The organism is Hymenobacter bucti (assembly GCF_042681145.1).
Classification (GTDB): Bacteria; Bacteroidota; Bacteroidia; order Cytophagales; family Hymenobacteraceae; genus Hymenobacter; species Hymenobacter bucti.
The window spans coordinates 637,554-654,870 of the sequence record NZ_JBHUFD010000005.1 but is presented as its reverse complement, the minus strand read 5'-3'; the positions used below and the strand labels follow the sequence as shown (position 1 = coordinate 654,870).

Here is a 17,317-nt window from a genome sequence, read left to right as displayed (position 1 = left end):
CCTTTTTGCAATTACCAACCAGCAATACCTCGATAACCAATGGCTACTCCATCCACCATCCAAGACGTTCCGCCCACTGCCGTGGCCGAGCCGCTCGAAGAACCCAAAAAGCGCAACCCGCTGGTATATATTATTTTGGCCATCGTGCTGCTGGCTGGCGCCTACTACGGCTGGACGCGCCTACAGTATGCCAAGGCCCACGAAAGCACCGATGATGCATCGGTAGAAGGCGACGTGTACCCGATTATTCCCCGCGTGGGTGGCCCGGTTACCAAAGTCTATGTCAATGATAACCAGGTTGTGAAGAAGGGCGATACGCTCGTGACCATCGACAAGTCGGACTACCAGCAGCGCGTAAATGCCATGGAGGCTGCCCTCGTGGCCGCCCAGGCCCAGGTAGTGGCCGCCCGCGCTGGCGTGAGCACTGCCCAGGCCGGGGTAGGCACCGCTCAGGCCAACGTGCGCACCGCTCAAACTACCATCGGCGTGAGCGCCGCCAACCGCACCCGCTTACAGCAGGACCTGGCCCGCAGCACCAAGCTGCGCAACCAGGACATCATTCCGCAGAGCGAGTACGATGCCGTGGCCGCCAACCTGAAATCGACTACCGCCCAGCAAAGCACCGCCCAAGACCAGGTTAGCGTAGCTCGCCAGCAGGTGGTGGCCGCTCAGCAGCAGGTAGCCCAAGCTCAGCAGCAAATTGCCGTGGCCCAGGCCGTGGTAAAGCAGCGTCAATCGGACCTAGACAATGCCAAGCTCCAACTCAGCTACACTGCGCTCGTGGCGCCCGCCAACGGCGTGGTGAGCAAGAAAAACGTGCAGCCCGGCCAGGTAGTAGGCCCCGGCCAGCAGCTCATTGGCCTCGTGAGCAGCGGCCAAACCTGGGTAATTGCCAACTTCAAAGAGACACAGCTCGAGGACATGAAAGTGGGCCAGAAAGCCAAGCTTGAAGTAGACGCCTACCCCAACGAGGAGTTTGAGGGCCACATCGAGTCGCTGTCGGCCGCCACGGGCGCCCGCTTTGCCTTGCTGCCCCCCGACAATGCCAGTGGCAACTTCGTGAAAGTGACCCAGCGCGTACCCGTCAAAATCGTGCTCGACAAGGAGGATGCCCAGCATCCCCTGCGCGCCGGCATGAGCGTGAACGCGGTTATCGCTGTTCATTGAGTGAGTTGGTGAATGAGTGAGTTGGTGAATTGAATTGATTAGAATCACTCATTCACCAACTCACTCATTCACTCATTGACCTTTGTAGGACTTTCGGGCGGTGGCTAGTACGGATACTATTTCCAAATATTCCTGCTCTAAGCTAGCGAGTTTTGACTTGGGGAAGATTTCAGCATCGCCCAGCAGTTCCAGCCAGAACTGTGTTTCATCAGCTTCCTCCACGCAGATACACATTTTGGCATACCACTCTGCGCCCGAACGGCCTCGGCAGGCCGCCCGGTAATTGGATGCCACAGAGGTAGCCGACCGCAGAAGTTGTTTGCCAATAATGATGGCCTCATCCGTGCGAGGTAATTGCTGCTATAAGCGGATGATGCGTAGCGAGGCGACTTTAGTACGCGTCCGAAAAGCTTCCGCAAAAGCCTCTTTATTGTCCATTATTATTATACTGAGGTCTGAGTAAGAGGCCACTAAGCTACTTCACTCCTTCACTCATTCACCCATTCACCTAATGGAAACCGGATTTAAAAAGTGGATTATCGTGGTCACGGTGGTTCTCTGCGTGTTGCTCGAGCTCATTGATACCAGCATCGTGAACGTGGCCCTGACCCAGATGATGGGCAACCTCTCGGCCACGCAGCAGGAAGTGAGCTGGGTGGTGGCGAGCTATGGTATTGCCAACGTGATTGTAATCCCGATGACGGGCTTTCTAGCCGAGCAGTTTGGGCGCAAAAACTACTTTTTCTTCTCGGTGGTGCTCTTTACCCTGGCCTCCATGGCCTGCGGCCAAAGCACCAACCTGTGGGAACTGGTGGCCTTCCGCTTCATCCAGGGCGTGGGCGGCGGCGCCCTGATGGCGACCTCGCAAGCTATCCTGATTGATACGTTTCCGCCCAAGCAGCTGCCCCTAGGGCAGGCGCTATTCGGTATGGGCGTCATTATCGGCCCCACCATCGGCCCCACGCTGGGCGGCTACATTGTGGACAACTACGACTGGCCCTGGATTTTTTACGTGAACGTGCCGGTGGGCATCCTGGCCGCCTTGTTCACGGCCTTGTTCATCCGCGACCCTGAGCGCATCAAAAACGCCATTCCCCGTCCCCTGCGCGAAATCGACTGGCTCGGCATTTTCTTGCTGATTTTGGGCGTGGGTTCGCTGCAGCTGGTGCTGGAGCAGGGCGAAACCGAAGATTGGTTCGACAGCGCCTATATCATCACGTTCACGGTGCTGGCAGCGGTGGGTGTCATTGGCTTCATCTGGCGCGAGCTGGCGGCCGAAAAGCCTATCGTGGACTTGCGCGTGCTGGGCAAGAGCCGCAACCTGGCGGTGGGCGCGTTTCTGTCGTTCGTGCTGGGCTTCGGGCTGTTTTCCTCGGTGTTCGTGTTTCCCATTTTCACCCAGCGCATCCTAGGCTTCACGGCCGCCCAAACGGGCTACATCTTGCTGCCGGGCGCGCTGGCCTCAGGCTTCATGATGCCCATCATCGGCAAGGCGCTGCAAGCCGGCGTACCCCAGAAATACATGATTCCGGTGGGTTTCACCATCTTCTTCGCCTTCACGTTCTGGATGGCGGCCAAGATTTCGCCCACCGCCGGCGAAAGCGACTTTTTCTGGCCGCTTATGGTGCGGGGCGTGGGCCTAGGTCTCATTTTCCTGCCCATCACTACCATGAGCCTGGCCGGTTTGGCGGGCAAAGATGCCGGCCAGGCCGCTGGCCTCACCGGCATGATTCGCCAGCTCGGCGGCTCATTTGGGGTGGCCATTGTGGGCACGTACCTCGAGCGTAGCCTCCAGGCCAACCGTGTGGCGCTGCTGCCCAACATCTCGCTCTATAACCCCGAAACGACCCAGCGCATCCAAGCCTTCACGCAGGGCTTCCTGGCCAAGGGCTACCCCCTCAACCAGGCCACGCAGCAGGCCTACGCTGCGCTCGAAGGCGTGCTGATGAAGCAAGTATCGCTCATCACGTATTCGCAGGTGTTCACCTCGCTGGGCATATTCTTCCTGGCCTGCCTACCCCTCATTTTGCTCGTGAAGCGGGCCAAGCCCGGCGAAGCCATCGACCTCAACGCAGCGCACTAATAGTTCGCCGTTAGCTTTTTCGCTAATGGTACTTTAAAAGTATTAGATAATATTAAATCCCTCAGGCTGCCGCTGGTGCAGCCTGAGGGATTTTTGTTTGCTCAAACTTATAAATAGCTTTTGGGGCCAGTCAGCGTCATTTTGTGGTGGTTCAGCGTTTCCTGGGCCTTGTTTGCTGCAAAACACTAGCTTCTTTATATTGCAGCGTATAAATTTGTACTTTAGATAGCAAGGCTCTATTTACAAAGCAATTGCTGATACACGCGTTGGTGGCAGGGAATAAGAATAAAGAGCAACCGCTGCCGAGAAATTGTTAGCGCTGCCACAGGTATAGCGGCCTGGTACCAAGAAGGAGTTCTATAAAGTACATCATCGCACTTACGGCGTTAGAAGGACTAAAGCAGCGCCCAGTAGCCGATTACAGCAAGCATAAGTTACGTTCTAGCCTTTTGAGGTATATGCGATTAGATAGCATTGTTAATCAGTATTTAAGCGATGACTTGCTAGCGCAGTTGGCGCAGGCCTCGGCCATGCCCCGGCCCGCGGCTGAGGCCTACCGCCGGGTGGTGCTGCCGGCACTGGTGCGCCAGCTGGCCGTGCCCATCGATGCCGGCGAGGCCGATGCGCGGTGGGATATGTGCCGCCAGCTGTTTCTAAGCCGCTTGCTTACCGATAAGGAGGAGCTGCTGCGCACTGATATTGGGTGGCCCGACCGCCGCCGCTACCTCGCCCAAAAGGTGCTGGGAGCCACGCAGGTGGCAACCCTCACTGAATCGACGGCCCAGCCCGCCCAGGCCGTTACGCTGCTCGGCTTCCTGACCATCATGACGCTGGCCGCCGTGGGCGAGCACGCCCACGAAGCCGACCTGGAGCCCGCTGCCCTCAGTGGGTGGCTGAGCGAGCAGGCCATGCTAATGGCCGCCGAAAAAAGCCAACTGCCCCCGGCGCCTAAGACTGGCGGCGCGGCGCCCCGCCACTCGCCGCCAGCCGCGGCCCCCGCGGCCCGCGGCGGCAAAAAAATGAAGGTGCTATCGGCAGTAGGCACGCTGGCGCTGGTGGCGGTAGCGGGCGGCTACTTTCTGCTGGGCACGCCTGCCAACGCTACGCAGCAGGGGATAGCCGCGGGTGAGGTAGCCGCCGCCGAGGCAGCGCCCACCCCACCCGCGAGCGAATCCGCACCTGCACCCGCATCCGCGAGCGAACCCGCGCCCACCTCCGAAACCGTGACTATGCCGGCGGTGCCCGCCCCGGTCGTGACCCCCACGGCAGCGGCGCCGGCCGCTGTGGCCGCCCGCCCGGCGGTGCTCGGGGCAGTGCTGCGCGATACCGTGGGCAACGCCGCGCTGGCCCGCCAGATAGGCGGGAAGTTCAACGTGGCCCTAGGGCGCTACAGCAAGGGCGAAGGCCAGCCCCTCATCGTGAAGCTCATCAACCGGGCAACCTTGACGGTGGGCATCAACTCTACCGAAAGTCTGCTTTACAAGCGGTTATCAAAAACTAATTTGCCCCGGCCCACTGACATTGTGCTCGACCGCCTGGCGTTTGACCTGGGCCAGGCCCGCCTTGGCGCCGAAGGGGCGCAGCAGCTGGGCAGCGTGGCCAGCATCCTTAAAACCTTCCCGAAGGCGCACCTAGTGGTAGTGGGCCACGCCAATAACCAGGAAGCCCAGGCCATGCGCCTAGGGCTGCAGCGGGCCACAGTGGCCGTTGATGAGCTAGTGAAGCAGGGGGTTGATGCCACCCGCCTGCAGGCGCAAGGCATGCTTTCAACCGAGCTGCCAACCGATAAAGACTCGCCCGAGAGGCAAGCCATGCTGCAAGGCATAAGCTTGAAAATGAGTCGTTTGTAAAAGAAATTTTTCTATTTATATAAAACGCTGCTGGTGCACCCTAGGGTAGCCAGTGGCCGCTAGCTATGCTATGGGGCTTTTTTCTAATCTACCCTTTCTAAAGCGCAGCCAGGCCGAAGCCAGCGCTGCACCGGCTGCGCCAGCGCCAGAAGCGCCTGCCGCCCCTACCAGTGAGGCGGCGGCCGAGCCCGTGGCCGAAACTTTGGTCAAAGCCCCGGTTCCAGCCGTGGTCGTGGCCCCGGCCGAGCCGGTTATCAGCAGCGAAACGCGGGCGCAGGCCGAGGCCGTGGTGCGCCGCGTGGTGGAGGAGCTACCCGATTTTATGACGGTGGCCATTGTGGATGGTGCCAGCGGGCGCATTCTGGCGGGGCAATGGGCCGGGCACAGCGGCGGCGCAGTGGAAGTAGCTGCCGCCAACGCCGCCATGGTGCAGCAGACCCGCCTAGCTATCGAAGCCCTGCAGCTGGGGCCCGAAGAGCTGCTGGAAGACATCCTGATTACCCTCCAGCGGCAGCTGCACCTGCTGCGCGTGCTGCCGGCCCAAAACTGGCTGCTGTACCTGGCCGTGCGCACCCAGGACATCAACCCGGCCCTGGCCCGCACGGTGCTGCGTAACATAGCCGCTTAGCCTAGGGGCCGGCTGGGCCGCCCGGCGAGCCTGGCTACATCTGAAATACCTTGATTGATAATTATATATCGCTTACGTTTTCAATTCTTTCCTTTCATTTTTTTACTTACCATTCCTATGGCATATTCTGCCTCAACTCCCGCCGGCCAAGCCGTTCAAAACATTATCAACGACCTGCCCGGCCTGCTGGCCGTGGCCATCGTGGACATCAGCTCGGGCATGAGCCTGGCCTCGCACTCCAATTCGGGTATCAACCCCGAAACGGCAGCTGCCTACAACACCGAAGTAGTGAAGCAGAAGCTGAAAGCCATGGCCGCCCTCAAGCTGCAGGGCGAAACCATCGACGATATTCTCATTTCGCTCACCAACCAACTGCACCTCATCAAGCTGGTGGCCGATAGCAAGAAATTCATTTACCTGGTGGTGAACTCGCGCGATACCAACCTGGCAATTGCCCGCGAAGTGCTGCGCGCGCAAAACGATTTATTGGCTTAGTTGTAAATTAGTTATCAAGTGGTTATCAAAAAAGGCCTCCCTGCTTAGGGAGGCCTTTTTTTGTGGTGAGCGCAGCGCCCGTTTACTGATACTGGATGTAGAGCGGCACGGGATTCAGTTCGGTGAGCACCTCTTTGGGGGTCATCAGGTGGTAGGGCTTGCGCTTGATGTCGTACTCGTAGAAGAGCTTGAAGCCGGCGTATTGCACGGGCTGCTTCTGAATGTAGGCTTTGTAGGAGTCCTTTTTCAGTACGGGGTCGCCCCAGCCATCCATGTCCATTATCACTTGCACCCGCGGGTCGAGTTTAATGTCCTGGTAATTAGTGACCATGCCTTTGGTGAAGCGGTGCACCATCAAAATCTTGGGCGGCAAATGGTTTTCGCTCACAATGTTGGCCAGAAAACCGATGGCGTAATTGATGTCTTTGGCATCGTAGGTACCGATTTTTTTGCCGGGGCGCACCTTCTTGGTCACCATCGCAAACTCGGGGTCGATGCCTAGGTGGATGGTGGGGTCCTTGAGGTACTCCTTGAGCTTGGGCAACTCGTGCGGCAGGTCGCTGAGGCCCACTTGCACGTCCATAAACAGCAGGGCGTTTTTTTCCTTGGCCCAGGCGCGGGTTTCGGCGATGGTGGCCGCCGAGTTCATGAGGCGGTATTTGCCATCGCCGCCGGCTGCGCTTTGGGCCGTGATGGTGACGCTGTGCAGCGCCGGCATCACGGGCAGGCTCGGGTCAGCGGCCTGCCACTCCTTCAGCACCTGGTCAAACTTGCGCATCATCTGCGCCTTGGGCTCGCGGCCCAGAATGCCCATGCCCTTCGACCGGATGTTGCCGTAAAACGCCACAATGCGGTGGCCTGGCAGCAGGGCGCCCGGCAACTGCCCGCTTTTGCGAACAATGCTATCCGCCTTGAGCGAGTCGCGCTGCAAGGCGAGGCGCCGGAGCTGGAGGGTGTCGTTGCGAGTGGCGGGGGCCCGGGCAGAATCGGTAGCGGCAGTAGCCGATTGGCTGGTCGCAGTTTCGCTTTGACCGGGGCGGGTATTGCAGGCGGCCAGCGCGGCCACTAGCGCCAAAGCAGCTAGTGTAGCACGTGGCTTAATGGTAGAAAACACTGAGTAAATAAGCTGCTGTAGAGAGGAAGAACGGGCAAATATAGAGCTACTAGTGAGCGGGATGCTACTGATGCGCCGCTTTGTTTGGGCCGCATGATGAGCTAGGATTAGCTAGGTTGCTCAGCTTCACAGAGGTGAGGCGGCCAACCGCTGTGCTATGACTTGGCGGGCCCGGCGGGGCTGGCCGGGCCCGCGTAGCTTTTCCTGACCTAGGCGGTGTACTAGGTGCCAGGGCGGCTTTAGTGCCAGTACCGTGGGCCCGGCAAGCCGGCCAAGGGCGTGTGCCGCAGCTCCACCCGAACCCGCGGGGCTGCGGCTCAAACCTTACCGCCTAGGTGACCCCGCCGCTACCCTTGCTTAAGCTGGCGCTTATACAGCTGCACCGTATTTTCCAGCCCTAGGTAAAGCGCATCGGCTACGAGAGCGTGCCCGATGCTAACCTCTTGTAAGCCAGGTAGTTTCTGAGCCAGGTAGGCCAGGTTTTCCAGGTCCAGGTCGTGGCCGGCGTTCAGGCCCAGGCCGGCGGCTACGGCCGCTTGAGCGGTGGCGCGGTAGGGGAGCACGGCGGCGGCGCGGTCATGGGGGTAGTGGTGGGCATAAGCTTCGGTGTAGAGCTCGATGCGGTCGGCGCCGGTGCTGGCGGCGGCGGCTATAAGGGCCGGGTCGGGGTCGAGGAAGATGCTGACGCGGGCGCCGTGGCTTTTGAGCTCAGCCACTACCTCACGCAGGAAATCCTGCTGCTTAACAACATCCCAGCCGGCGTTGGACGTGATGGCGTCGGGCGCGTCGGGCACCAGCGTTACCTGCTCGGGGCGCACTTCGCGGCACAGGGCCAGAAAATCGGGGGTAGGGTTGCCTTCCACATTCAGCTCGGTCGTGACGACAGCTTTGAGGTCGCGCACGTCCTGGTAGCGAATGTGGCGCTCGTCGGGGCGCGGGTGCACCGTGATGCCTTCGGCCCCAAAGCGCTCAATGTCGCGGGCGGCTTGCAGCAAGTCGGGGCGGGCGTGCTGCCCGCGGGCATTGCGCAGGGTGGCAATTTTGTTGATGTTAACGCTTAGCTTGACCACAGATTTAACGGATTTAACGGATTTCGCAGATGCGCCCGCTGCGCGGGCTGGCTAGGGTGGGCGGTGGGGGTGCAGGCGGCGCAAGGTACATTTGCCTGGCCGCTGGGCGGCAGGTACCGCCGTGGTGCTGGTTTATTGTGAAACCGGGCCGGGCCCCATCAGGTTGGGCCACCTAGGCGCCTTCGTACCTTAATTTCCATTCCCCACTCTCCTGAAATGGCTCTAAAAGACACCATCGACGCCGGCATCAAACAAGCCATGCTGGCCAAAGACAAAGTGCGCCTCACGGCGCTACGCTCCATTAAGTCGCAGATTTTGCTGGCCGAAACGGCCGAAGGCGCCAGCGCCACCGGCCTCAGCGCTGACCAGGAAATGAAGCTGCTCAACAAAGCCGCCAAGCAGCGCCGCGAGTCGGCCGCGACCTACAAGGAGCAGTTCCGCTCCGACCTCGAAGAAACCGAGCTGGCCGAGCTGGAAATCATCGAAGAGTTTTTGCCGCAGCAGATGTCAGAAGGTGACCTGGTCGCGACGCTGGTGGGCATCATTCAGCGCGTGGGCGCCAAGGGTCCTTCCGACCTAGGCAAAGTAATGGGCGTGGCCGCCCGCGAGCTTAGCGGCAAAGCCGACGGCAAGCGCATCTCGGACGTGGTGAATATGCTGCTGAATAACACTGACTTCTAGCAATGAGTGAAGGAGGGAGTTGGCGAATGAGTAAATGAGAAGAGAATAACATTTTCATTCACTCATTCACCAACTCCCTCCTTCACTCTTTATAAAAATGACGCCGCTCGACCTCCTGCTCCTGCTCCCCCTGGCCGTGGGCACCGTGAAGGGCTTCCGGCGCGGGCTCGTGCTGGAGGCCGTGTCGCTGCTGGCCTTTGTGCTGGGCGTGGTGGGCGGGCTAAGCCTGCTGAGCGCGGCCGTGCCGGTGGTGCGCTCTTACCTGGGTGAGCTGTTTGGGCTGCTGCCGCTGGTGTCGTTTTTGCTGGTGCTGGTGGGTATTATGTGGGGCGTGCACTTGCTGGGTGGGCTCGTGAAATCGGCGGTGCACCTCACGCCCCTAGGTGTGCTCGACAACCTGCTGGGCGGCGCGGCCGGTGGCCTCAAGTGGCTGCTTGGCCTGAGTCTGCTGCTGCACGGCACCGCGCTGGCGGGCGTGCACCTGCTGGCCCCTAGCCTTACGGCGGGCTCGGTGGTGCTGCCCTGGGTACAAAAGGCCACCCCACTAGCCTTGCAGCTTACGGGCTACGCGCTACCCTTTGCCCACAACCTGCTGGCAAGACTCAAGGCGGCCATGTAATCATTTAACATTTATCAATTAGTATCTAACAGCTTGGCAGTTAATTTTTTAAGTGATGAGATGCAGATTGATAATTGGTTAACAATCAGCATTCAACAGCTATGATGGTTATACTTTTGATTAGCAAAGGGTTAAATGCTAATCGATAAATGTTAAATGAAAATTCTGCTGCTCGATAACTTCGATTCCTTCACCTACACTCTGGCCGACTACCTCTATCAGTTGGGCATCGAGGTGCTGGTGCGGCGCAACGACGTGCCCCTGGCCGAGCTGCGGCAGCTGCAGTTTGCGGGCATTGTGCTGTCGCCGGGGCCCGGCGCGCCGGCGGCGGCGGGCTCGCTGCTGGCCGTCATTGCGGAGTACCACCGGCGCCTGCCCATGCTGGGCGTGTGCCTGGGGCAGCAGGCCCTAGGCGAGTTTTTCGGGGCTCGGCTGCGGCGGGCGGCGCGGCCTATGCACGGCAAGGTTTCCGACATCGAGCTGCTCGGCGATGACCCGTGGCTGACGGGCTTGCCTAGGCGGCAGCCCGTTACGCGCTACCATTCCCTGGCTCTCGATGCCAGTACCTTGCCCCCGAGCCTGCGCCCGCTGGCCGTGACGGCCGATGCCGACCGCGAGCTGATGGCCCTGCGCCACGTCACGTTGCCGCTCTACGGGGTGCAGTTTCACCCGGAGGCGCTGCTTACCACGTATGGCTTGGCGTGGCTGCGCAATTGGGCGCGCTGTTGTAACATTGCGTTGCGCGCTTCTCCCCAAGAGGCCAGCCAGCATTCATCACTCAGTAGTCAGTAAGCACGTGGAGCTACGCCGCCAGCATCAGCACGGGTTCGAGTACGTCGACGAAGGCCAGGGGCCGGTGTTGCTGCTACTGCACGGCTTGTTTGGTGCGCTCAGCAACTGGCAAGAGGTGGTGGAGGAGTTCTCGCCGCGCTACCGGGTCATCATTCCGGTGCTGCCCGTGTACGAGATGCCGCTGCTGCAAGCCACCGTGCCGGGCTTGCAGGCCTATGTGGAAAACTTTGTGGAAAAGATGGCGCTGCCGCCCACCTTCACCGTGCTCGGCAATTCCCTAGGGGGCCACATCGCGCTGGTGTACACCCTGCACAACCCCGGCCGCGTGAGCCAGCTGATACTCACGGGCAGCAGTGGCCTGTTTGAGGATGGCATGGGCGGCTCGTTTCCGAAGCGCGGCGACTACAATTTTGTGCGCGAGCGGGTGGGCTACACCTTTTATGACCCCGCCGTAGCCACCGCCGAGCTGGTTGATGAGGTGTTCGCTGTCACCAACTCCAACGCCAAGTGCCTGCGCATGATTAGCATTGCGCGCTCGGCGCAGCGCCACAACTTGGCCCGTGAGCTGCACCGCGTGGCGGTGCCCGTGCTGCTGGTCTGGGGCCTGAACGATACCATCACGCCGCCCCTCGTGGCCCATGACTTTGCCCGGCTGCTGCCGCAGGCCACGCTCCGGTTTCTCGACCACTGCGGCCACGCTCCCATGATGGAGCGGCCCCTGGCGTTCAACCGATGTCTGGGACAGTTTCTCGGCCGCTCAGTATCAGCGCCTTCGGCTTGGGCAACTGCCGCGGCGGTTTAGGCCTGCCAAAGCGCTGGCTCACCGAGTACCGGCCTGGTTTTTGCCATTTAGTGGCAACCTTTCCCTAGGTAATGCAGTCCTATTCTCGGAGAAGGACTTTCCTTTCTACCTAGGACGTTTCCTTTCCGCCTTTTAGTCTGCGCCATCATGTCTGCTCTGCTTGCCGAAGACTTACTCAATCAAATGATTCCCCCGCTCAAAAGCACCGACACCACGGCCAAGGCCGCCCGGTGGCTGGAGGAATTTCATGTAAACCAACTGCCCGTGCTGGCCGACCGCAGCTACCGGGGCCTCATTACCATTAACGACCTAGCCGACTACGAAAACCCCGATACTCAGCTGGCCGAGCTGCCTTTGCGCTACGCTGACACCCACGTGCAGCACGACCAGCACTTTTTTCGGGTGATGGAAATAGCCATTCAAAACCGGATTCAGCTGGTGCCGGTGCTCGATGAGCAGAACGAGTACGCTGGCGTGGTCACGGTGAGCGATGCGCTGGCGGCCTTCGGGCCGGTGCCCGGCCCGGCCGGTCAGGGCAGCATCCTGGTGCTTACGATGGAGGAGCGCGATTACTCGCTGTCGCAGATAAGCCGCTACGTGGAGGAGAATAATGCCAAGATTTTATCGGCCCACGTCGTTACCGACGAGCACGACCCGTATCGCATTCGCCTGACGCTACGGCTGAATACCGACAACCTGGCGCGCATCACGGCCACGCTCGAGCGCTTTGGCTACCTGGTGTCGGCGCAGTTTAGCGGCACCGCCGCCGTGAGCGAAGATGAGCAGGACCGCTTTGACGCTCTGCTGCGCTACCTCAACGTTTAACTTTGCGGGGTGAACCCTCAGGCCCGGCCGTGTTTTAATTTTTACTGGTTTAGGCTGGCCGTACTTGGTGTCTTCCTAGGTAGCGTGGCGCCGGCCCTGGGGCAAACGCCGCGCTCGCCGGCGCCGCTCGACAGCCTACGCTTGCGCAGTGAGGTGGCGCGCCCGCCGGTGCTGCCGCCCGTGGTGGTGCCCACCGACACGCTGGTCCAGATTGGTGCGTGCCCCAATGCCGGCCCTAGGGCCCGCGTATTCGCCATTCTGTTCGTGGGCAACAGCAAGACCAAGGAGCGCATTCTGCGCGCCGAGCTCAATTTGCGGGAGGGTGATACCCTAGCCCTAGTCGACCTGCCCGCCCGCCTGGAGGCGAACCGGCGGCGCCTCTATAACCTGCAGATTTTTCATTCGGTGCTGGTGCAGGCCACTTGCGGCGGCTCAGGCCAGCTCACACTGCTGTTTAGCGTGCAGGAGCGGTGGTACGTCATTCCGACGCCCATCCTCTCCATTGCCGACCCCAATTTCAGGCGCTGGCTTGACCGGCCTGGCACCGAGCGCTGGCAGCGGCTCGACTACGGCGTGCACCTCACCCACACCAACTTCCGGGGGCGGGCCGAGCAGCTGGTGGCCAATCTTCAGCTCGGCTTCAACCGCAAATACGAGCTGTTTTACGAGGTGCCGGGTTTTGGCCGCCGCCGCCGCGTGGGCATGGGCTTCGGCATTTCGTACTACCAAAGCCGCAACCTCGACTACCTCACCGATTACGACCGGCCCAAGCCGCTGCCCCAGCCCGAGGAAGATGCCTTTCCCATTCAGCGTTTCTACGTGTCGGGCGGGCTGCGGCTGCGCCACACGGTGCAGTTCATCACGGCGCTCGACGTCTCCTTTCACCGCGAAAGCATCAGCGATTCCATCTACCACCTCAACCCCAATTACTTTCTGGGTCGCACCCAGCGCGAATACGTAGACTTCAGCCTGCTGACGACGAACAACCAGCGCAATACCTTCGCCTACCCGCTCACCGGACGGTTTATGCAGGTTGGGCTCAGCTTTCGGCAGTTTGTGGGGGGCGCGGCCGCGGCGCCCGCCTTTGCTACGGTACGGCTGCGCTACGTCCAGTATTTCAGCCTGGGGCACCAGCTTTACTACGCCCTAGGTTTGTGGGGCCAGAGCCGCCTGCTCGCCCCGCGCTACGCTTACGCCGACTCGCGGGCCCTAGGGTACGACGCGCTGGTGCGCGGCTACGATGCCTACATCATTGATGGTCGCTCTTACGGGCTGGTGCAGCAGGGCCTCAGCTTCCGGGCCTGGGCCCCGCCGCCCCTGCGGCTGCCCTTCGTCGGCAATCCTAAGGTGAATACCCTGCCGCTTGCCCTCTACCTCAACATCTTTGCCGATGCGGGCTTGGCCAGCGGCAACCTAGGGCGGCCCGAGCCCGCTACCAACCAGTTGCCAGGACAATTATTGGCGTCGGTGGGCCTGGGCCTGCACGTAGTTACGTACTACGACCGGGTATTTTGTTTTGAGGTGGCTCGCACTGTTCACCACCAAACCGGCTTTTTTATTCGCTCAACCTTCCCTATCTAGCGTCGACACCCGAGGCCGATTGTTACCTTTTTGTTATGAAATTCGCAATCTTTGGTAAGCCTTTCGATGATGCCGCCGCGCCCCTCATCCAGGCCCTATTTGATGACCTAGCGGCGCGGCAGGCGCAGGTGCTGCTGCTAGAGTCGTTCCGGGGCTTTCTGGAGCAGCGCGGCACGCGGCTGCCCGAGGACTGCACCACCTTTCGGCGCGGCGACTCGCTGCGGGGCGTGCAATACGCCATCAGTATCGGCGGCGATGGCACGCTGCTCGATACGGTCACCTACATCGGGGCCTTGCAGCTGCCCATCCTGGGTATCAACACCGGCCGCCTGGGCTTTTTGGCGCCCACGCCTCCTAGCTACATTCCGCAGGCCATTGATGCGCTTTACCGGGGCCACTTCACGCTGGAAGAACGCAGCCTGCTGCGCGTAGAAACGGACCCTGACGTATTCGGGAGCCTGAACTTTGGGCTCAACGAGTTCAGCATTCTCAAGCGCGATACCTCGTCCATGATTGCGGTGCACACCTACATCGACGGCGAGTATCTGAACTCCTACTGGGCCGATGGCCTCATCGTGTCGACGCCCACGGGCTCGACGGGCTACTCGCTCAGCTGCGGCGGCCCCGTGATGCTGCCCCAAACCAACAATTTTATTATTGCCCCCGTATGCCCCCACAATTTAAATGTGCGGCCGCTCGTAGTGTCTGACCAAAGCGTGATTTCCTTCGAAATTGAAGGCCGGGGCACCAGCTACCTGCTGGCGCTCGATTCGCGCTCAGTGCCCGTGGAGGCCACCGTGCAAATGGCGGTTCGCCGCGAGACCTTTAATGCCCGTTTAGTAAAGCTTAATCACGTAAACTTTTTGAGCACTCTGCGCAATAAGCTCAACTGGGGACTGGACCGGCGTAATCCTGGTTCGGCGCTGACTACCAAATAGGAGCATGCCCGCAAAAAACGCATTATAAATTTTTTTAGTTCCGGTCAGTGCGTACTTTTGTCTTCACTGTTACCCTTGTCCAACAGCTATCGAAACTGATTTTTCTCGAATTGTTTATTTCTACCTGCGCCTTATGACCAAGTTTTTCACCTACTCAACGGCCCTATTAGCGGGGCTCGCCCTGCTCGGCTCGACGCAGCAGGCAGACGCACAACAGTTCAGTAAGCGCAAGCAGTACACCTCTATTGGGGTGAACCTGAATGCGATGAACTACTTCGGGGACTTGAACCCGAACACCAACTTCGCCTCGTTTAAGTTCGCTGATACGCGGCCTAACCTGGGTATCACCGTCACCCACCGCTTCTTTCCGCGGGTGTCGGGTCGCTTCGGTTTGTCCTATGGTCGTATCACGGCGGAGGACGGCGACAACGCCAACCGGGACGACAATAATGCCCGGTATCGTTATACTAGAAATATGAATTTTCGTAACGACATCGCGGAGGCCTCGGCTGTAATGATTGTCGACCTCATCGAAAACAGAAATAATTATCTCAAGCGCCCTGACTTCGTGCCCTACTTGTTTGCGGGTTTGGCAGGCTTCTACCACAGCCCCAAAGGCAGAGACCAAAACGGCAACTACGTAGACCTGCAACAACTGCAGACGGAGGGCAAAAGCTACAGCAAAGTGAGCTTGGCCATTCCCTTTGGCGCCGGCGTGCGCTACCGCATCAACCGCAACCTGGACGCCTCGTTCGAGATTGGTCTGCGTAAAACCTTCACCGGATACCTAGACGACGTGAGCACTAGCTATGCCGATTTGTCGGGCAAAGGCGCTGAGTCGCAGTATTTCGGCGGCTACGCTGGTGGCCCCACTGGCAAAGGCATTACGAACACGAGCACGGGCGTAGCCGGTGGGTTTGTACCCGGCGCTAAGCGTGGCGAAGGCCACGACGACTGGTATACCGTGTCGGGCTTCTCGCTCAACTACATCCTGACGCCCCGCATCAAAAACCCCAAGTTCCGCTAGGCCACTGCGGCCCGCCGGACTATTATCTTTGCTGAATGCCCAAGACCTGGTTTTCATCCGTACTCCTCGCTGGCCTGCTGCTAGCGGGGAGTTCGTTTTTAGGGGCCGCCCCGGCGTGGGCCCAAAGTACAAGTGAGCTAGGTATCGGCCTAGGCGGTACCAATTACAAAGGCGAAGTGTCGCCGCAGTATCAGTTCCAGAACAACCGGCCGGCCCTGACGGTATTCTACCGCCGCGATATTTCGGCGCCCATTACCCTGCGCGGCGGCCTCACGGTGGGCGGCCTGCGGGCCCGCGACACTAACGTGGAAGGCGTAAACGGTGGCGTGCCACCGCTGCAGAACTACCGTCAGGTGAGCATGCGCGGCACCGTGGTTGAATTGTCGGGGGTTGTGGAATACAACTTTCTGGACTACCACGACCGGCGCGACCAAAACAAGGTGCACCTGTCGCCCTACCTATTCATCGGGCTGGCGCCTTACTACGCCCACACCACCACCGAAAGCCAGAACCAGGCCTTGCAGGCGGATTTTAATCGCAAGGGCGGGCAATTTAGCGTGGCCATCCCGGCGGGGGCGGGCATTAAGGTGGCGTTGTCGCCGCGCTGGAACCTAGGGGCCGAAATCGGGGCGCGCAAAACTTTTAGCGACCAGCTCGACCACCTAGGCGACCAAGACCCGCTGCTGGTGAACCCGCACGACAAAGACTGGTATTACTACAACGGTATCAGCGTATCGTACACGTTCTACAAAATCAACTGCCCGCCGCCTTATAAGCGAAACAAGGGCTTACTCAAGTAGCAAAGGCGGACCGCAACAGCGGTCCGCCTTTTGTTTTGGCCGCGCATCTGCAACCATTTGCGTAACTTGCGGCCTCTTATACGCAAACCGCAACAATGGCCGAACGGTCCGAAATTGACCTCTCCAATATTCCCGCCCACATCGCCGTTATCATGGATGGTAACGGGCGCTGGGCCAAGCAGCGGGGGGGCCTACGTGTCTTCGGGCACCAAAGCGCCATTACGGCGGTGCGCGATACGGTGGAGGAAGCTGCCGAGCTAGGGGTGAAATACCTCACGCTCTACGCTTTCTCGACCGAGAACTGGAACCGCCCCGCGCTGGAAGTGAGCGCGTTGATGCAACTGCTAGTGCACACAATCCGGCAGGAAACGCCGACGCTCCTCAAAAACAGCGTGCGCATGCAAGCCATTGGCGACATCACCACGCTGCCCAAAAGCTGCCAGCGCGAGCTGGCCGAATCGATAGAACTGACCAAAGCTGGCACCCGCATGACGCTGGTGCTGGCCCTGAGCTACAGCGGCCGCTGGGACATTACCCAGGCCACGCGGCGCTTGGCCGCCGACGTAGCCTCTGGTCGTGTGCAGCCCGAGGCCGTGACGGAAGCCACGGTGACGAGCTACCTGGCCACGGCCGGTATGCCCGACCCCGAACTACTCGTGCGCACCAGCGGCGAGCAGCGCATCAGCAACTTTCTGCTTTGGCAGTTAGCCTACACCGAATTGTACATAACCCCCGTGCTGTGGCCCGATTTTCGGCGCAGCCACCTGCGAGCCGCCTTGGTAGCTTACCAAAGCCGCGAGCGGCGATTTGGGAAAACCAGTGAGCAGCTTTCCGTATCCTGATTT

At 60.1% G+C, this 17,317-nt stretch carries 18 protein-coding genes; 15 read left to right on the top strand and 3 right to left on the bottom strand.

Annotated elements, in window-relative coordinates; translation table 11 throughout:
- Nucleotides 1–39: 39 nt before the first annotated feature.
- A complete protein-coding gene (locus tag ACFSDX_RS14835; protein WP_382314860.1) occupies nucleotides 40–1,167 on the top strand; it encodes an HlyD family secretion protein in 1,128 nt (375 codons plus the stop codon).
- 72 nt (nucleotides 1,168–1,239) lie between these two features.
- Here ACFSDX_RS14835 and ACFSDX_RS14830 read toward each other — a convergent pair whose 3' ends face one another.
- Complete coding sequence (locus ACFSDX_RS14830; protein ID WP_382315473.1) at nucleotides 1,240–1,479, bottom strand: four helix bundle protein; 240 nt, start codon at nucleotides 1,477–1,479, stop codon at nucleotides 1,240–1,242.
- A 199-nt stretch (nucleotides 1,480–1,678) separates the two neighbouring features.
- Here ACFSDX_RS14830 and ACFSDX_RS14825 point away from each other — a divergent pair, with 199 nt between their 5' ends.
- From ACFSDX_RS14825 to ACFSDX_RS14810, 4 genes are all read left to right on the top strand, one after another.
- Nucleotides 1,679–3,250, top strand: coding sequence for a DHA2 family efflux MFS transporter permease subunit (locus ACFSDX_RS14825; RefSeq protein ID WP_382314858.1), 1,572 nt, complete (start codon nucleotides 1,679–1,681; stop codon nucleotides 3,248–3,250).
- A gap of 458 nt (nucleotides 3,251–3,708) precedes the next feature.
- Nucleotides 3,709–5,100 (top strand): OmpA family protein, encoded by a 1,392-nt coding sequence (locus ACFSDX_RS14820; RefSeq protein WP_382314856.1) that lies wholly within the window; start codon nucleotides 3,709–3,711, stop codon nucleotides 5,098–5,100.
- Between the two features lie 70 nt (nucleotides 5,101–5,170).
- Entirely contained in the window at nucleotides 5,171–5,728 is a 558-nt protein-coding gene (locus ACFSDX_RS14815) for a hypothetical protein (protein WP_382314854.1), read from the top strand.
- A gap of 117 nt (nucleotides 5,729–5,845) precedes the next feature.
- Nucleotides 5,846–6,223 (top strand): hypothetical protein, encoded by a 378-nt coding sequence (locus tag ACFSDX_RS14810; protein WP_382314852.1) that lies wholly within the window; start codon nucleotides 5,846–5,848, stop codon nucleotides 6,221–6,223.
- 82 nt (nucleotides 6,224–6,305) lie between these two features.
- Here the strand turns inward: ACFSDX_RS14810 and ACFSDX_RS14805 are convergent, their stop codons facing one another.
- Both ACFSDX_RS14805 and ACFSDX_RS14800 read right to left on the bottom strand, forming a co-directional pair.
- Nucleotides 6,306–7,337 (bottom strand): hypothetical protein, encoded by a 1,032-nt coding sequence (locus ACFSDX_RS14805; RefSeq protein WP_382314850.1) that lies wholly within the window; start codon nucleotides 7,335–7,337, stop codon nucleotides 6,306–6,308.
- 347 nt (nucleotides 7,338–7,684) lie between these two features.
- Nucleotides 7,685–8,407 carry a pyridoxine 5'-phosphate synthase gene (locus ACFSDX_RS14800; protein ID WP_382314848.1) on the bottom strand — a complete coding sequence of 241 codons (723 nt, stop codon included), beginning with the start codon at nucleotides 8,405–8,407 and terminating at the stop codon, nucleotides 7,685–7,687.
- A 216-nt stretch (nucleotides 8,408–8,623) separates the two neighbouring features.
- Between ACFSDX_RS14800 and ACFSDX_RS14795 the strand changes: the two genes are divergently transcribed.
- The 10 genes from ACFSDX_RS14795 (at nucleotide 8,624) to ACFSDX_RS14750 (ending at nucleotide 17,314) form a co-directional block, all read left to right on the top strand.
- Nucleotides 8,624–9,088: a GatB/YqeY domain-containing protein gene (locus ACFSDX_RS14795; RefSeq protein ID WP_382314846.1), complete on the top strand. Its 465-nt coding sequence runs from the start codon at nucleotides 8,624–8,626 to the stop codon at nucleotides 9,086–9,088.
- Nucleotides 9,089–9,185: 97 nt separating this feature from the next.
- Nucleotides 9,186–9,707: a CvpA family protein gene (locus ACFSDX_RS14790; protein ID WP_382314844.1), complete on the top strand. Its 522-nt coding sequence runs from the start codon at nucleotides 9,186–9,188 to the stop codon at nucleotides 9,705–9,707.
- A 156-nt stretch (nucleotides 9,708–9,863) separates the two neighbouring features.
- Nucleotides 9,864–10,499: an anthranilate synthase component II gene (locus ACFSDX_RS14785; RefSeq protein WP_382314842.1), complete on the top strand. Its 636-nt coding sequence runs from the start codon at nucleotides 9,864–9,866 to the stop codon at nucleotides 10,497–10,499.
- 4 nt (nucleotides 10,500–10,503) lie between these two features.
- Entirely contained in the window at nucleotides 10,504–11,301 is a 798-nt protein-coding gene (locus ACFSDX_RS14780; protein WP_382314840.1) for an alpha/beta fold hydrolase, read from the top strand.
- A 147-nt stretch (nucleotides 11,302–11,448) separates the two neighbouring features.
- Nucleotides 11,449–12,126, top strand: coding sequence for a CBS domain-containing protein (locus ACFSDX_RS14775; protein WP_382314838.1), 678 nt, complete (start codon nucleotides 11,449–11,451; stop codon nucleotides 12,124–12,126).
- A 9-nt stretch (nucleotides 12,127–12,135) separates the two neighbouring features.
- Entirely contained in the window at nucleotides 12,136–13,707 is a 1,572-nt protein-coding gene (locus ACFSDX_RS14770; protein WP_382314836.1) for a POTRA domain-containing protein, read from the top strand.
- Between the two features lie 35 nt (nucleotides 13,708–13,742).
- Complete coding sequence (locus ACFSDX_RS14765; protein WP_382314834.1) at nucleotides 13,743–14,645, top strand: NAD kinase; 903 nt, start codon at nucleotides 13,743–13,745, stop codon at nucleotides 14,643–14,645.
- 133 nt (nucleotides 14,646–14,778) lie between these two features.
- Nucleotides 14,779–15,672 (top strand): DUF6089 family protein, encoded by an 894-nt coding sequence (locus tag ACFSDX_RS14760; protein ID WP_382314832.1) that lies wholly within the window; start codon nucleotides 14,779–14,781, stop codon nucleotides 15,670–15,672.
- 35 nt (nucleotides 15,673–15,707) lie between these two features.
- Entirely contained in the window at nucleotides 15,708–16,472 is a 765-nt protein-coding gene (porG, locus tag ACFSDX_RS14755) for a type IX secretion system protein PorG (RefSeq protein WP_382314830.1), read from the top strand.
- Nucleotides 16,473–16,567: 95 nt separating this feature from the next.
- A complete protein-coding gene (locus tag ACFSDX_RS14750) occupies nucleotides 16,568–17,314 on the top strand; it encodes an isoprenyl transferase (RefSeq protein ID WP_382314828.1) in 747 nt (248 codons plus the stop codon).
- The last annotated feature ends 3 nt before the right edge of the window (nucleotides 17,315–17,317 follow it).

Coding starts and splice junctions, on each gene's coding strand:
- ACFSDX_RS14815 (WP_382314854.1), top strand. CDS start 5,171: ATGGGGCTTTTTTCTAATCTACCCTTTCTAAAGCGCAGCCAGGCCGAA.
- porG (WP_382314830.1), top strand. CDS start 15,708: ATGCCCAAGACCTGGTTTTCATCCGTACTCCTCGCTGGCCTGCTGCTA.
- ACFSDX_RS14785 (WP_382314842.1), top strand. CDS start 9,864: ATGAAAATTCTGCTGCTCGATAACTTCGATTCCTTCACCTACACTCTG.
- ACFSDX_RS14760 (WP_382314832.1), top strand. CDS start 14,779: ATGACCAAGTTTTTCACCTACTCAACGGCCCTATTAGCGGGGCTCGCC.
- ACFSDX_RS14750 (WP_382314828.1), top strand. CDS start 16,568: ATGGCCGAACGGTCCGAAATTGACCTCTCCAATATTCCCGCCCACATC.
- ACFSDX_RS14810 (WP_382314852.1), top strand. CDS start 5,846: ATGGCATATTCTGCCTCAACTCCCGCCGGCCAAGCCGTTCAAAACATT.
- ACFSDX_RS14825 (WP_382314858.1), top strand. CDS start 1,679: ATGGAAACCGGATTTAAAAAGTGGATTATCGTGGTCACGGTGGTTCTC.
- ACFSDX_RS14790 (WP_382314844.1), top strand. CDS start 9,186: ATGACGCCGCTCGACCTCCTGCTCCTGCTCCCCCTGGCCGTGGGCACC.
- ACFSDX_RS14820 (WP_382314856.1), top strand. CDS start 3,709: ATGCGATTAGATAGCATTGTTAATCAGTATTTAAGCGATGACTTGCTA.
- ACFSDX_RS14835 (WP_382314860.1), top strand. CDS start 40: ATGGCTACTCCATCCACCATCCAAGACGTTCCGCCCACTGCCGTGGCC.
- ACFSDX_RS14765 (WP_382314834.1), top strand. CDS start 13,743: ATGAAATTCGCAATCTTTGGTAAGCCTTTCGATGATGCCGCCGCGCCC.
- ACFSDX_RS14795 (WP_382314846.1), top strand. CDS start 8,624: ATGGCTCTAAAAGACACCATCGACGCCGGCATCAAACAAGCCATGCTG.
- ACFSDX_RS14775 (WP_382314838.1), top strand. CDS start 11,449: ATGTCTGCTCTGCTTGCCGAAGACTTACTCAATCAAATGATTCCCCCG.